The sequence below is a fragment of the Microcoleus harperi Pol14_C6 genome, from assembly GCF_036701295.1.
Taxonomy (GTDB): domain Bacteria; phylum Cyanobacteriota; class Cyanobacteriia; order Cyanobacteriales; family Microcoleaceae; genus Microcoleus.
Map to the genome: position 1 here is coordinate 1 of NZ_JAUBQN010000024.1, position 14,561 is coordinate 14,561.

The window sequence follows — 14,561 nt, forward strand, 5'->3', positions numbered from 1 at the left end:
GCCGTGTGCCGGGAAACTGGCAAGCACGGTTCCGAATGGGAGGGAGAAGGTGGTAACATCTTCTCTCGACCCTACCTTACACAATCATTCTGCCTATTCAGGACGGCGATATCTGAGAGGTTTGACCCCTCAGATATTTGCCAACAGTCTCTTTCAATCGCTACTACACAAACAAAGTCCGCCTTCGCGGACTCAAGAAATGTAACTCGCGAAGGCGGGGTTTCGTCTGTGTAGACGCGGTTTCAACCGCCCTCTGTATGAGGCGCAATCAAATAGATGCAATCCGACGCTCGATCGCATTATAGAATCGATCGCCCATCTCACTCATCCCAACCTCAATTAACGCTTGATTGTCAGCACTAAAAACCCGAAAAGCTGATTCAGCCCCGCCAACTAAACCAATTTTATGCCACATTTTGGTCAAATGTTCTTGCAGGTAAGACTCCCAAATTTCTTGATTTTTCGGCGCGACTGAAACTACAATGCAGTTGCCCATTTCACCAAACAAAATTTCATCCCAGCGGCTGACATTTGCTGAATTAAAACTGAGATGAATTTCCGCACCCATTTTAGCAGAGATACAGGATTCCGCGAGGGCGATCGCAATTCCACCTTCCGCACAATCATGGGCAGAACCTACCCAACCTTGCCGAATTCCATCACGACAAACCGATTGCACTTTTCTTTCCAACTCAAAATCTATCCTTGGCGGTTTCCCAGCTACAATCCCGTGCATTGCCGCTAAATATTCCGAACCTCCCAGAGTAGGAGAAGTTTCTATTTTTGAGCTTTCAGATGAAACTTCTGAGTTTTGGTATGATTCCCCCATTCCCAACACATAAATTAAATCACCTTTCTTTAGCCAAGCTTGACCGCAAATCTTCTTCAAATCGGGAATTAACCCCACCATTCCGATTACCGGAGTCGGATAAATTGGTTGAGGATTCCCCTCAGCATCAACAGTTTCATTGTAAAGAGAAACATTGCCGCCAGTCACAGGCGTTCCCAACTCTCTACAAGCATCAGCAATCCCGCGACAAGCTGAGGCTAACTGCCAATATCCGATAGGCTTTTCGGGACTGCCAAAATTCAAATTATCAGTAACTGCCAGAGGTTCAGCACCCACACAGCTTAAGTTTCTCGCTGCTTCCGCTACGACTGCTTTTGCACCTTCATAAGGATCGAGATAAACATAACGAGAATTGCAATCAACCGTTGCAGCAACTCCAGGAATCACCCCCAGAGGCGCTTCCTTCTTGCTAAGGGGGGGAGAAACTTTCGGAGTTTCCCTACCTTGTGCCTTTTTAAATAGAGGAATTACCTCTTCTTCCTGTTTGCTTTCGGAAGCTAGAGAAATAGCATTTTCTCTCTGTAAATCTCCCTTAGCGAGGGGGTGTACTTCTAGCCCGTTACCAAGGGAAGATTGGCAAGGTTCTAACGGACGCAATCTGACAACCGCAGCATCAGCGCCTCCCGGTAAAACAACAGTATTGTTTTGCACTTGATGGTCGTATTGGCGATAAACCCAGCGTTTAGAAGCGATGGTGGGAGTATCTAAAAGCGTCAGCAAAACCTGATTCCAATTTTGGAAATTGCCGTTAATTTCGATACCTGTAACTGTGGATTGTGGCAGGGAATCAGCCGTCCATTCCCATGCTTTTATAGCATATTCGGGCGGCTCTGTCAACAGTTCTCGGTGATAAATTGGCGTGTTATCTGCCAAAGCAGTGGCGGTAATTTCGGCAGCGATTTCGCCTTTAAATAGAATTCGGACGATCGGCTTTTCGATAACTGTTCCCGCTACTACCGCGTGCAATCCCCAGCGGTGGAAAATATCTATTAATTCCTGTTCCCGTCCTTTTTGGGCAACAAACAACATCCGTTCTTGGGATTCTGAAAGCAGGTATTCGTAGGGAATCATGCCGCTTTCTCGAACGGGAACTTTGTCTAAATCGAATTCAATGCCGACGCCGCCTTTGGCTGCCATTTCTGATGTCGAACAGGTTATTCCGGCGGCACCCATGTCTTGGGCGGCGACGACTGCACCGGTTTTGAATGCTTCTAAACAAGCTTCAATTAAGGATTTTTCTAAAAATGGATCTCCTACTTGGACTGCGGGGCGATCGTCCATTGATTTGTCTGTCAATTCTGCACTGGCAAAACTTGCTCCTCCCATGCCATCTCTGCCAGTAGTTGAACCGACGTACAGCACGGGATTTCCGATGCCGGATGCCCCGGATTTGACGATTTCTTGAGTTTCCATTAAACCCAAGGCCATGACGTTAACTAATGGGTTGCCGGAATAAGCAGGATCGAAGTAAACTTCGCCGCCAACTGTGGGTACGCCGATGCAATTTCCATAATGAGAAATTCCTGATACTACTCCTTTGAACAATCTCTGAGTTTTAGCGTCGTCTAAGTTGCCAAAACGCAGGGAATTTAAAAGTGCGATCGGGCGTGCACCCATTGTAAAGATATCGCGGAGAATGCCGCCGACACCGGTTGCCGCACCTTGGAAAGGTTCAACTGCTGACGGGTGGTTGTGGGATTCAATTTTGAAGGCGAGTTGCAAGCCTTCTCCCAAGTCTACGACGCCGGCATTTTCTCCGGGCCCGACTAGAATTCGATCGCCCTCTGTGGGAAACTGTTTTAATAGTGGCCGCGAATTTTTGTAACAGCAGTGTTCGCTCCACATGACGCCGAACATTCCCAATTCAGCTTTATTGGGATGGCGACCTAGACGCTGAACGATTTCTTCGTATTCTTCAGGTGTGAGTCTTTCACCGGCAATTTGTTCGGGGGAAAATGGGGATTCGGAGATGGGAGACATGGAAACTCGTTATAAACCACAGGCTTTATTCTAAATGCCCTTTGGTTGGTTAATCTAAAATCTATAATCTAAAATCTATAACCCTAGGTCTTTGGGTTGGTTAATCTAAAATCTAAAATCTAAAATCTAAAATCTAAAATCGAATGACTCAACCTCGAAATCTCAATTTTGCTAACCAAAACTTGCGGAACCGTTCTTTTAAAGGGCTTGACTTGTCAGGGGCGAATTTCAGCGGTTGCGACATTCGAGGCTGCAATTTCACTGGGGCGATTTTGAGAGGGGCAAATTTTCAGGGTGTCAGAACCGGACAAAGCCGCAGGCGGGTGAGAAATTTGATTGCTAGGGCTGGGGTAACGGCGGTTACAGTGACGACGGCTGGGGCTTTGACTGGACTGATTGCCGGGGCAGATGCGGGGGCTGTGGCTGTGGCCGGAACGGCTGCTACGGCGATTGCGGCGACTCGGTGCGAGGCTGGGATTGTGGCGGGGGCTGTGGCTGGGGCTGCTGCTGCGATCGGGGCTAGCGGTATTGTGACATTTTTGGGTGGAGATACTCTCAGGGGAATTATCTTATTTTTGGTTTCTGGGGTAATTCTTGGCTTAACTGCGATCGGCTTTTTTATCGCTGTTGAAGAAATAGAAAAATTGTCGATAACGTCGTTTAGAAAAGCTGATTTAACTGATGCTGTATTCGATCCGGGGGCGGTTATAGATGCCGATTTTTCCGATGCGCGAGGAGTGCCGTGGTAGACTGCACAATTACTGATTTTTTACCCATTCCCGGAATTCTCGCACTGCTGCGGTGGCGCCTGTAGTTTGAGTGCGATCGATAAATTCGTCAACTTTTACAGTCGGTAGCATTGGGAAAGTTCGGGAAAAATTGCACTCGGCATATTCGCCATTTTGCAATTGATAAAACTTGATGCTTCGTCCGTCGTACTGCCAAATTTATGGTACGCCTAAATCTGCATATAAATATATAAATCGAATTGATTTAAGGAACTGCTGGTAATATCAATTTCCAGTGCTAAATCGGGCGGCGGATCGTGAGGAAAGTCTAATTATGTTCTCCCTCTGACCAGTGCTTCATTCTGGATATAATAACATGAATCTGGTTCTCTACCCGCTGCTTTTTTGGGGTTTTTAATAGTAATCGAGCCAAAGGGGTTGTACTCCAGATTGAGTTATTCTATGAGAGTTACAATTAAGCGATCCATCGGCCTGTTGCGATTTTCATGTTCCGATAGCGGCACCATAATTTCTAATTGACCTTGATGATAAGCAATTCTGGTGGAACGTTTGTTTCCCAGTTCCGCTAGCAGGCTTTGATATAATTGCCAACTGATATTTGGCAGTAAAACTCGCTGTTCGGCAGGCGTTGATATTGTTAGCATTTTACTTGGGTTTTAAAGCTTGAGTATATTTTAGTTGATATTTCTGTTTTGCGAACTCAACAAAAAGTATCTGCCGACAGCTACGGTCATGCGCTACTCTAGTTAATAATAGACTGTGGTCATTAGTCCTTGTTGTATGAAGCTGCGATCGTTCTTTTCTTTCCTCATTGCTGGCGTCTTGGCACTCTTAGGCTTGAGTGCCAGTGGTTTTTACTGGCTGACAACTCAAACTCCCCTGAATTTGCTCGCTGGCGGGCCGACAACCACTCCGGCTGCGGCTGTGTTTGTCTCGAAACAAGCACCTTTGTTAGCATCAATGCTGGTAAATCCCGATCGCCTCGAAGCATTGCGACAAGTTTTTGCCACTCCTGAAGAAAGAAGTCGATCGCACGCAGAATTTGAGCAAATCAAAAAAAGTTTCCTCGCCAATACAGGCCTGGATTACAGTCGAGATATCCAACCTTGGATAGGTGACGAAATTACCCTCGCCGTTACAACGCCAGATTTCGATGGCGACAGCAGCAACGGCAAACAAACCGGGTTTTTGCTAGCCGTTTCATCCCAAAATGCCGATCGCAGCCAAAAATTTCTCGACTCATACTGGCGCCAACAACCTCGTGCCGATAAAACAGTTCATTCGGAACTATATAAAGGCGTTAAAATTAATTATAAACAAGCAACTATAGCGAAAAAAAAATCGGCTTTTATTTCGCCTTTTAACCCATTTTATTTGCTGAATACAAATTCTCCACCCAGCTTCGCAACAGCAGCAATCGGCAGTAATTTAAATTCTGGAAATAACCAAAATTTTGTTTTATTTGCCAATAGCCCCAGTGTGATTCGAGAAGCCATTAATAACGTTGAATCAGCAAACTTAAACCTCAACAATACTCCGGAATACCAAAAAGCTTTGCAGCAGCTAACTCAAGGTAGAATTGCTGTAGCATTTGTCAATCTCCCGCAGTCAGCAACCGACCCAAATCCCCCAGTTTCTCTTAATTCTCTCGCAGTTGCTGTCGGAGTCAACCGACGGGGATTGCTTGCTCAAACTGCTTTAGTGACATCGCGAGAAAACACAGCTTCTCCAACACTCTCGGAACCCGTGCAAGCCTTGCAGTACATTCCCTCAGCCAGTCCTTTCGCGGTCGCCAGCACCGATTTAAGGAATTTTTGGACTGATTTGTCATCGGCGGTGTCAGCTAACGCTGAAGTGTCAAAATTAGTCGATCGCACTCTCGCAGATATTCAGCAAGTTTGGGGCGTCAACCTGCAGCAGGATATATTTGACTGGGTACAAGGAGAATACGCTTTAGCAGTGCTTCCGAATTCATCAAATAGTGCCGATTGGATTTTTGCCGCCGAAACATCTCCCGATTCCCAAAAGGCGATCGACAAACTCGATGAAATTGCCCGCAGCAAAGAATACAGCATCGGCAGCTTCAGTCTGAGAAATCAGAAAATTACCGCTTGGACGCAGTTGACAACGAACCCAAATTATGGGAAAGAAAATAAGAGAAAAAGTGCGATCGAAACCGAGGCAAAAGGAGTTCGAGCCACCGTCGGCAAATACGAAATTTTTACCACATCAGTAGAAGCAATGGACGCAGCACTAGAAGCAGCAGAAACAGGCTCTTTATTTGCCAATCAAGATTTTCAAACCAGCATTGAAACCTTGCCACCATCTAACGACGGCTATTTTTATTTAGACTGGCCCTCCAGCAGGCCAATTTGGGAAAAACAAATCCCGCTGTTGAGGTTAATTGAACTTTCGGCAAGACCATTGTTCGAGCACTTGCGATCGCTCACTGTCACCAGTACGGGAGAGATCGCAGGAATTCGCAAAGCTACAATATTTATGCGGCTGAATTAGTTATAAGGAAGTTCGGCAACGGATTCGCTCCACGGATGTAACGGATGTCAGGAAGAAGGAAGAAGGAAGAAGGAAGAAACTACGCCCAATTCCCAATTCCCCATTCCCAATGCCCAATGGCCCATTCCCAATAACTAAGGAGTAATCACTACTGACTGCTTCACCTTTTTCGGTTGCCCAAAATAAGCTTGAAACACCTCTTTCGCGATCGGGGCCGCGGCAACAGAACCATAACCGCCATTTTCGACAACCACGGCGATCGCAATTTCCGGCTTGTCAGCAGGCCCGAAGGCCACATATAAAGAGTGATCCTCCTGTCCAATAACCTCCGAAGTCCCTGTTTTGCCCGCCGTCATCGGAATCGAACCGTCATTCATCCCCTGTCCCGTACCCTCGGCAACCACCGCGATCAGTCCTTCCTTAATCACCTGAATTGTCGAAGGTTTCATCCCAATCTTTACTCGTTGAGTCTCCGGTGTGCCGGTCATAGAAGTCAAAAGATGGGGCTTCACCCGATAGCCGCCGTTAGCGATCGAACTCACCATCACCGCCGCCTCCAAAGGAGTTACCAACACCAACCCCTGACCGATCGACATCGTTACCGTATCACCCGCATACCAAGGTTCTTTATAAATTTTCTCCTTCTCCTCCGGCGTCGGGATTTGACCGTGATCGCCGCCGCCTAGCCCCAAAAGATTCAAATTCGTATCCTTGCCAATTCCCAAGCGGTGTCCCCACTTAGAAATTTGCTCCGGCCCCGTACTAATCCCCACTTGATAAAAAAACGTATTGCTGCTGAAAGCCAAAGCCTCCCGAAAGCCGATGTCGCCGTAACCGCCGCTGTGTTCGTTAAAATCAATTCCCCCCACAGTAATGTAAGACGAAGTACCGAGAATTGAGTCCGGCGAAAATTTGCCCGACTCCAGGCCCGCGACGGAAGTCACAATTTTAAACGTGCTGCCGGGGGGATAGCCTTGCATGGCCCGATTCAAAAATGGATTTTCCTGGTCTTGAAGAGTTTGCCACTCATCCTTAGTGATTTTTCGTGTAAACAGATTGGGGTCAAAAGTCGGGTGGCTGGCCATAACTAATACCCCCCCGGTTTTGACATCCAGCGCCACTACTGCTCCCCGGCGGTTCCCCAAGGCTTTTTCGGCTGCTTTTTGCATGGACAAGTCTATGGTTAGCTGCACCGCCTCACCGGGTTTGGGCGGTGTCTCTCCCATCAGCCGCAATTCTTGATTTTGGGCATTTACCTCGATCAGTCGATCGCCCCAAACTCCTGCAATCTTCTTGTTAGAACTCGCTTCTATGCCCATCTGACCGACAATCATCCCCATCGGGTATTCCGGATGAGCTTCCAAGTCTGCTGCGGTAGCCTCGCCAATATATCCGATAACGTGAGCCGCCAAACTGCCTTCGGGATAGTAGCGGTTCGCTTCTGGCCGCACTTCCACTCCCCGCATCTGTCCCACCTGTTCTGCTAGTGGCACAAACACCTCTGGCGGCATTGCTTGCTTGAGCCGCACCGGTCTGTAGGATTGAGGATCGACCTCTTTTAATTTTTTTAAAATTTCTTTCGCCGGGATTTTAACCAGCGGACTCAACTTTTCTGCTGTCGCTTTCCACTCTTCCGGCGTTTGTTCTTTCGGCCACAAATATACCGATCGAGCTAAATTGTTTGCTGCTAGCAAGTTGCCCTTGCGATCGATAATATGTCCGCGATTCGCCGGCATTGGCACTAGGCGAACGCGATTGTTTTCGGCTCTTTCCCGGTTTTGCTTCCCTTGTATCAGTTGCAATTCCACCAGCCGACTAGCGTGCAGACCTAGCAAACCTGTTGCCACTAGCATTAACACGATCGCCCGGTGTATCGGACGCTCCTGTTTCTTAGGAGTTTCCGCGAGGGTTTTGTCAGAAGAGGGAAATGCTGAGATTGAATAAACTTGTCGTTGCATCATTCTATAGGTAGATGTCAAATCCTAGATTTTAGATTCTTGAATTGTCAATTGTGAAGTATACATCATCAAACCGGGGACAATCGGGCCTTGACTCTTGGGAGAAACGGAATGATCGATCGTTAACTTTTGACTAATCACCAATAACTCATGACTGCTGACTAATCCCCCAAGCACCAAGAAGTAGCCAGAAAAATCAAGGCCAGGCTCAGCCAATTAGGGAGGTGGAGCCAGCCGGATAGGCTTATAGGTAACAATACCAAGGCCTGTGTCAATAGGGAACCGAGCGCCAACAGCAAGGCGAGGAGTATCAAATTTATCATCTTGACACCGTACAATTGCGGATATGAGTCGCTCGCCTGTGGCAGAAATCCGAGTGGCACAAGCGAGCGCGATCGTACAGGGATTGTCCTGATAGACATAAGAAAGAGAAGCCAGGAGGTTTTGAACTAATTTAAAAAAAATTATTCTTCCTCCCAAGTTTGGATTCTAGGGGCTGCGATGGGTAGATTCTGAGTTGTGGTTTTAAGTTGTGACCGAGGAGTATTGCCATGTTGTTTAATCAGCGACCCAATTTCAAAAACGGTGCGCTCTTGGCTGCGATTGCCGCGATCGCCGCCCTACCAGTTTTAGCAGAAACAGCCAATTTCGGCACTTTAACTTTATCGCGAGGTTTTGCACCCCCAACAGCAGTTTTGAGAGGTTCCACAGGCGGATCGTACTCTCTATCTGTGATAGCCAACGCCGATAGCCACAAAAACAAATGTTTGGGTTTTGCCACCCCAACTCCCGACCACATCATAGTCTTGCAGCAAAAATTTTCAAAACTCACGCTCCAAGTCAACAGCGGAGGCAAGGACACAACCTTACTCGTACAAGGCCCCGGTAATGCGGTGCGCTGCGGAGACGATATAGGTCAGAATAAAGATGCTGGCATAGTTGATTCAGACTGGCAAGCAGGCTCTTACAAGATTTGGGTCGGTACTGTCGAACCCGGAGTCAAGTCTAACTATACAATCTCAGTACAGGAATAGAACGCAGTGACGCTGTGGCTATGCCACAATAAAATGTCGTCAAATTCTACCCCCATCTCCCCATCTCCGAGCGATCCACTGCCCCAATCTCCCACACTCTTAATCTCCCACTACCCAATCTCCCGATCGACCGCTCACTTCTCCCATCCAGTAAAATGTAAAATCGAAAGTGGCGTGTTTAACCAAAATAGGTAACTCCGAAAGTGCTAAAGACTCTTAGAGCTGACTTCAGTATAATTTTCGATCGCGACCCTGCCGCTCGCAACTGGCTGGAAGTTTTGTTTTGCTACCCCGGTCTTCAGGCCCTAGTGCTGCACCGCCTCGCACACTGGCTTTATGTGTTGGGACTTCCTTTCATCCCCCGCTTGATTTCCCACATTGCTCGCTTTTTGACCGGAATTGAAATCCATCCAGGGGCAACCATCGGCAAAAGCGTATTCATCGACCACGGTATGGGAGTTGTGATCGGCGAAACAGCGATTATCGGCGATTTTGCCCTAATTTACCAAGGTGTCACCCTTGGCGGTACTGGCAAACAAAGTGGCAAGCGTCACCCTACCGTCGGCGAAAACGTAGTTGTCGGTGCCGGCGCAAAGGTACTCGGCAATCTGCAAATTGGCAATAACGTTCGCATCGGCGCCGGTTCCGTCGTGCTCCGCGACGTACCATCTGACTGTACAGTGGTAGGGATTCCCGGCCGCATCGTGTATCGATCGGGAGTGCGCGTCAATCCGCTAGAACACGGCAGTTTGCCGGATTCGGAAGCAGTGGTAATTCGCTCTTTGCTCGATCGTATCGAGTCCCTCGAACAGCAAGTAAAAAATTTGCTTCCTCAAGCATCTGTCTCCTTAAATTCTGTTCCCAATTCGCCTTCATCATTCCCAACTTTAAATCAAACCAGCAATGTAGCTGTAGCTGAAAAAACCGAATTAGCTGTTGCCACCACTTGTCAGTTAAAAGATAAAGCAATTCAAGAGTTTTTTGACGGCACCGGCATCTAAAATTTGAATTGGGCATTGGCCCGCGCCGGGCATTGGGCATTGGAACTGACAACAAATAACCAATAACTAATAAGCAATAACTACTGACTACTGACTTCTTTTTCAAGGATTAACCGATCGCACAGACCAATTTCCCTCCCCGTCGCGCCGATAAAGCGATCGGTTTTGCGGTTCCCCCCGCAACTCCAAAAAATCCACCGTTTCCGGTTCCAACAACAGCAAGCAAAAATTAGGAAGCGGATCGATCGCATTTGGGGAAGCAGAATCAAAAGCACTAGCCTCGGCTTTGTCATCCCCCGGCTGCGGCCAAGCAAACTGCGATCTAGCGGCCTCAGAAAGCTCCTGCCAAGTTGTGCGGCGCGACGAGCACAACTCTCCCTCTGGATAATCTGCCCCTACCAAAACTAGCTTTCCAGCAATCCGAAATTGTTCGCGAGTTTTTGGGAAATACCAGCAAATTTCCCCCCAAGGATAGAGGTTAATTTCTTCAGCTTTTTGGCTGCGAATATCTGTAATAAATTTCAACTGATTAGTATCAGCTAAAAAACCTCGAAACACCACAGTGCGGTTGGCCGGACGCCCAGTGGCGCGAACAGTTGCTAGTTGCAAGTAGCGGGCAAAAGCGAGACTGCGGTTGCGGTGGAGCGCGCGAGCTAAGGGCGATCGCCAAAGTGCTAAAGACATAGTTAATAACCTATCATATTGGTAATCGGTAATCGGTAATTGGTAATCGGTAATTGGGAATTCTATCAGTTACATCCATTAAATCCGTCGAGCCAATCTGTTGCCGAATTTCCTGCTGCTTCTCTTGCCTAAACTCACAACTTACAGCTATTAAAATCTTGCTATTGGTAATTTTATGTCAAATTCACTCTCAAAACTCAAAACTATTGAAACTCCCCACAGCGGCTACCACTGGGACGGCAGTTCCCGGCGCTTTTTTGAAGGCTGGTACTACCGAATAACCTTACCGATTCACGGACAATCCTTTGCATTCATGTATTCCATCGAAGACCCCAGAGGCGGTCAACCTTACAGCGGCGGTGCCGCTCAAATTCTCGGCCCGAAAGATAGCTATTTGTGCCGCACTTTCCCCGATGTAAATAAGTTTTGGGCGCACCGAGACAGCTTAGGTTTCGGACATTGGGGCAAAACAGATTTACAAATTAAATCCCAATATTTAGAGCCTCAATTATTCGACAGCCGCGTCGAAGAAGGCTATCAAGCTACTGCTACTGTGAATCAAGGTTATCTGCACGATCCTGGAAGCAGCAGGCACTGTTTTTGGCAGTACGAAATTCAACCTATTTACGGCTGGGGAAACTCTGAAGAAATCCAGAAATCAACGGCGGGAATGCTATCTTTTCTGCCCGTATTTGAACCAGGATGGCAAATTTTAATGGCTCACGGTTTAGCCACGGGCTGGATTGATTGGAACGGCCAACGCTATGAATTTAAAGATGCTCCCGCTTATAGTGAAAAAAACTGGGGCGGTGCTTTTCCGCAAAAGTGGTTTTGGGTTAATTGCAATTGTTTTCAAGGCGAAAGCGATTTAGCTTTAACTGCTGGCGGGGGCAAGCGGGGCGTGCTGTGGTGGATGGAATCGGTAGCAATGATTTGTCTGCATTACCGAGGTAAGTTTTACGAATTTGTGCCTTGGAATTCGGAAGTTAGTTGGAATATTGAACCTTGGGGAAGCTGGAAAATGCAGGCTAGAAATAGTCAGTTTGAAGTTGAGTTAATTGGCACTACAAACTGTTCTGGTACTTATCTGCGAGCTCCTACAGAAAAAGGTCTGGCTTTTTGCTGCCGGGATACGACGCATGGCGAATTGCGCTTGCAACTGCGAGAGTTGTTGGGGGGAAATGTGGAAAAAAATGGCAAGCAGCGTTCTAGAATTATTTTAGAGGCTCAAAGTTCTTTATGCGGTTTGGAAGTTGGGGGCGGGCCTTGGGATGAAGTTTGGCGATCGAATTAAGTCAGCAGTCAGTAGTTAGTAGTCATTAGTCATTAGGCAGTTAATAGTTAACAGGAGTTAGAACAGCCATGATCAATATACTCGGTTGGCAATTAGGCAAATTCTACCGCTGCCAGCGGTTACAAAAAACTTTTAAGGTGATTTTGGGAGTAATTTTATGTTTGAGTACAATCTTGATGCCGACGGCAATTGCTAGTGCTGCCGGGGATTTGTCTCGGCAACCTCTCACCGAAATTACTGTTAGTTTAGGTAACGAAGCTGGGGAACTAAAGTTTTTTCCCAATCTGTTAGAATTTGAATCTGGCAAGCGCTATAAATTAGTGCTAAAAAATCCCAGTTCGCAGAAACATTATTTTACTGCTAAAGACTTTGCTGATGCGAGTTGGAGTCAAAAAGTTGAAGCGGGTAAGGTGGAAATTAAAGGAGCGATTCACGAATTGGAACTTAAACCGGGCGCTATGGCAGAATGGGTGTTTGTACCGATGAAATCGGGAACCTACAACCTGCGCTGTACGGTAGCCGGACATACAGAGGCGGGAATGATTGGTAAAATTACGATCGCCTCTTAAGTCCGAGTTAATACATTAAAAGACTGACCAATTTTTGTGTAATCGGAAAACCAGTCTGACGCTCAAAATGTCTGAACATCGGACTAGGATTTGCCTCTAAAAATACATACTCACCCGTTGGCTTGAGACGCCAATCAATAGCAGTCCAATCGAGCATAAATGCCTTTAATATTGCTAAACATTGTTGGTAAACTGATTCGGGCAAAACTATCGGAATTAGTTCGGACTCTAAATCTTCCCGAAAGTCCAAAGCTTGACTGCGAATTTCCGCCGAATAGACTGATTCACCAATCACATAACTGCGAATGTTTGTCCCAGGAATATACTCTTGTATTGTGATTGGAGAAATACTCAAAGCCAAGTCCAGCCGATTAGGTTCTAAATGTGCCTCTGTCACCAACTTGGTATGAGCACCACCATAAACTGGCTTAAAAATTACTTTTTTCTGAGAGGGGAAAAATTCCCTAACTTGCTCTGGATTGTTACTGATTAAAGTTGCAGGAATTGTAACTCCTATTTGCTTTGCCAGACTCAGTTGTAGGGGTTTTTCTTTATGAAATTGGTATGCCTGCCAGGAATTAATCCAGCGAGCCGGACAAGCTTGCATTAGCGAGCGCACTGTACTCATGGAATCGTTCAATGCAACTTGCTGTTGATTTGCATCATTTAAAGGTGCAACGCCAACACCGGAAAAATTGCGCCAAAATACACTGTGAATATCTTGAAAATTCAACTGGCGACCTCCGGGTAGCGTCAAGCACCCTACCAGGGTATCAGGTTGCCAAGACAGACGTAACTGTCTTGGAAACAGATAGGTATCTAAATAATCTACTTCTGCACCGGCTTGGGTGAGAGCATCTTTTATATGAGCAGCATGAGCATCTGAATCATTACCCAGAATTAAAATGTTCATGGGAAATTTGAAAATAAAAAATAGGCTACAATCAAGTACAAATATGAAAAGTCGCATCACTTGTTTTGAGAGTGTTGCAACTTTTTATATATTGAATAAAAACACTGAAAAAAACACTCGAATGAGGCTGAATCTTTGAAATTCTTATTACAGAAAGAAGCGGAATAGTTCAGGAATTAGGCAAAATCTCTACCATTGTCGGCACGAATGAGGTTACCAATAAATAGGGACTCCACCGCCTTCAAACCAAGCTTTCGTGTAATATCCTCCACCCTCTTCACCTAGAGCCATAGTGGTCATCGGAGGGTCAATGGGAATAGGCTTGGGAGGAAATCCTCCTCCTCCTTCACTTCCCGGACAGGGAGCTGAGATACACTGTATCCCACCACCACCTTCTTCACCTATAGCTAGAGTGGTAGCCCTTAATCCACCTCCGATGCGCGTGGACTCTTCATCAGTTAGCGTCTCTTCAAAATCCAAATCAATTGCTTCGAGATCAGCAATATCTAGATCAAAAGGATGATTCATAAAATTATCCTACTTGAGTAAAAGATTAGGCTTGTTTACCCATAATCTAAATCAAGAGGATGAAGTGATGTTGCCATTTTGGCAAGTTTCAAAGTAAGTATTGTAACTGTCAGTTAAAAAAAGTTAAGCTGACTCTAGCGGAGCCATTGTCAGCCCCGCACGGCTCAATTGCATATGATAAAGTTCTGCTTGCTCTTGCGGGCCAACCCAGACGGTGGCCTGCCCTTCGTGGTGGATTTGGTTGGCGAGTTTCCAAGCTTGATCGCTCGTCATCCCCGGAATGTATTTCGTCAAACATTCCACAACGTGCTGGAACGTGTTGAAATCGTCGTTAAGAACTATTACCCGATAGTTGGGATAAGGTTTGCGGGTAACTTGACTCGATCGAACGGGTGATATGGTTGGTGAAGAGGTCATCGCGCGAACAGCCACTGAAACTACAGAATTCGTAAAATAGTTACCTCTAACATCATAACACAATTTCACA

14 protein-coding genes are annotated in these 14,561 nt (G+C 46.5%); 7 read left to right on the forward strand and 7 right to left on the reverse strand.

The window, feature by feature from the left end; translation table 11 throughout:
• Window positions 1-205: hypothetical protein (locus tag QUA27_RS16840; RefSeq protein ID WP_333069195.1), on the forward strand; the 205-nt coding region annotated here is incomplete at its 5' end.
• Between the two features lie 63 nt (window positions 206-268).
• On the opposite strand, the gene purL is transcribed toward QUA27_RS16840, so the two are convergent.
• Window positions 269-2,830, reverse strand: coding sequence for a phosphoribosylformylglycinamidine synthase subunit PurL (gene purL / locus QUA27_RS16845; RefSeq protein ID WP_333069196.1), 2,562 nt, complete (start codon window positions 2,828-2,830; stop codon window positions 269-271).
• 143 nt (window positions 2,831-2,973) lie between these two features.
• Between purL and QUA27_RS16850 the strand changes: the two genes are divergently transcribed.
• Window positions 2,974-3,579 (forward strand): pentapeptide repeat-containing protein, encoded by a 606-nt coding sequence (locus QUA27_RS16850; protein WP_333069197.1) that lies wholly within the window; start codon window positions 2,974-2,976, stop codon window positions 3,577-3,579.
• 434 nt (window positions 3,580-4,013) lie between these two features.
• Here the strand turns inward: QUA27_RS16850 and QUA27_RS16855 are convergent, their stop codons facing one another.
• Window positions 4,014-4,223, reverse strand: coding sequence for a hypothetical protein (locus tag QUA27_RS16855; protein ID WP_333069198.1), 210 nt, complete (start codon window positions 4,221-4,223; stop codon window positions 4,014-4,016).
• A gap of 115 nt (window positions 4,224-4,338) precedes the next feature.
• Between QUA27_RS16855 and QUA27_RS16860 the strand changes: the two genes are divergently transcribed.
• The gene (locus QUA27_RS16860) at window positions 4,339-6,093 is read left to right on the forward strand and encodes a DUF3352 domain-containing protein (RefSeq protein ID WP_333069200.1); all 1,755 of its coding nucleotides are present in this window, start codon (window positions 4,339-4,341) and stop codon (window positions 6,091-6,093) included.
• A 134-nt stretch (window positions 6,094-6,227) separates the two neighbouring features.
• Here QUA27_RS16860 and mrdA read toward each other — a convergent pair whose 3' ends face one another.
• Window positions 6,228-8,054: a penicillin-binding protein 2 gene (gene mrdA / locus QUA27_RS16865; protein ID WP_333069201.1), complete on the reverse strand. Its 1,827-nt coding sequence runs from the start codon at window positions 8,052-8,054 to the stop codon at window positions 6,228-6,230.
• A 548-nt stretch (window positions 8,055-8,602) separates the two neighbouring features.
• Between mrdA and QUA27_RS16870 the strand changes: the two genes are divergently transcribed.
• Window positions 8,603-9,085, forward strand: coding sequence for a hypothetical protein (locus tag QUA27_RS16870; RefSeq protein ID WP_333069202.1), 483 nt, complete (start codon window positions 8,603-8,605; stop codon window positions 9,083-9,085).
• 203 nt (window positions 9,086-9,288) lie between these two features.
• Complete coding sequence (gene cysE / locus QUA27_RS16875) at window positions 9,289-10,086, forward strand: serine O-acetyltransferase (RefSeq protein ID WP_333069203.1); 798 nt, start codon at window positions 9,289-9,291, stop codon at window positions 10,084-10,086.
• A 102-nt stretch (window positions 10,087-10,188) separates the two neighbouring features.
• Here cysE and QUA27_RS16880 read toward each other — a convergent pair whose 3' ends face one another.
• Complete coding sequence (locus QUA27_RS16880; RefSeq protein ID WP_333069204.1) at window positions 10,189-10,770, reverse strand: Npun_F5749 family FMN-dependent PPOX-type flavoprotein; 582 nt, start codon at window positions 10,768-10,770, stop codon at window positions 10,189-10,191.
• A 175-nt stretch (window positions 10,771-10,945) separates the two neighbouring features.
• Here QUA27_RS16880 and QUA27_RS16885 point away from each other — a divergent pair, with 175 nt between their 5' ends.
• Window positions 10,946-12,064 (forward strand): tocopherol cyclase family protein, encoded by a 1,119-nt coding sequence (locus tag QUA27_RS16885; protein ID WP_333069205.1) that lies wholly within the window; start codon window positions 10,946-10,948, stop codon window positions 12,062-12,064.
• 68 nt (window positions 12,065-12,132) lie between these two features.
• Complete coding sequence (locus QUA27_RS16890; RefSeq protein WP_333069206.1) at window positions 12,133-12,633, forward strand: plastocyanin/azurin family copper-binding protein; 501 nt, start codon at window positions 12,133-12,135, stop codon at window positions 12,631-12,633.
• A 7-nt stretch (window positions 12,634-12,640) separates the two neighbouring features.
• Here the strand turns inward: QUA27_RS16890 and QUA27_RS16895 are convergent, their stop codons facing one another.
• The 3 genes from QUA27_RS16895 to clpS all read right to left on the reverse strand — a co-directional run bounded on the left by QUA27_RS16895 (window position 12,641) and on the right by clpS (window position 14,491).
• Window positions 12,641-13,546: an ATP-grasp domain-containing protein gene (locus QUA27_RS16895; protein ID WP_333069207.1), complete on the reverse strand. Its 906-nt coding sequence runs from the start codon at window positions 13,544-13,546 to the stop codon at window positions 12,641-12,643.
• A 213-nt stretch (window positions 13,547-13,759) separates the two neighbouring features.
• A complete protein-coding gene (locus QUA27_RS16900) occupies window positions 13,760-14,074 on the reverse strand; it encodes a hypothetical protein (RefSeq protein WP_333069208.1) in 315 nt (104 codons plus the stop codon).
• 123 nt (window positions 14,075-14,197) lie between these two features.
• Entirely contained in the window at window positions 14,198-14,491 is a 294-nt protein-coding gene (gene clpS, locus QUA27_RS16905; protein WP_333069277.1) for an ATP-dependent Clp protease adapter ClpS, read from the reverse strand.
• Window positions 14,492-14,561: the final 70 nt, after the last annotated feature.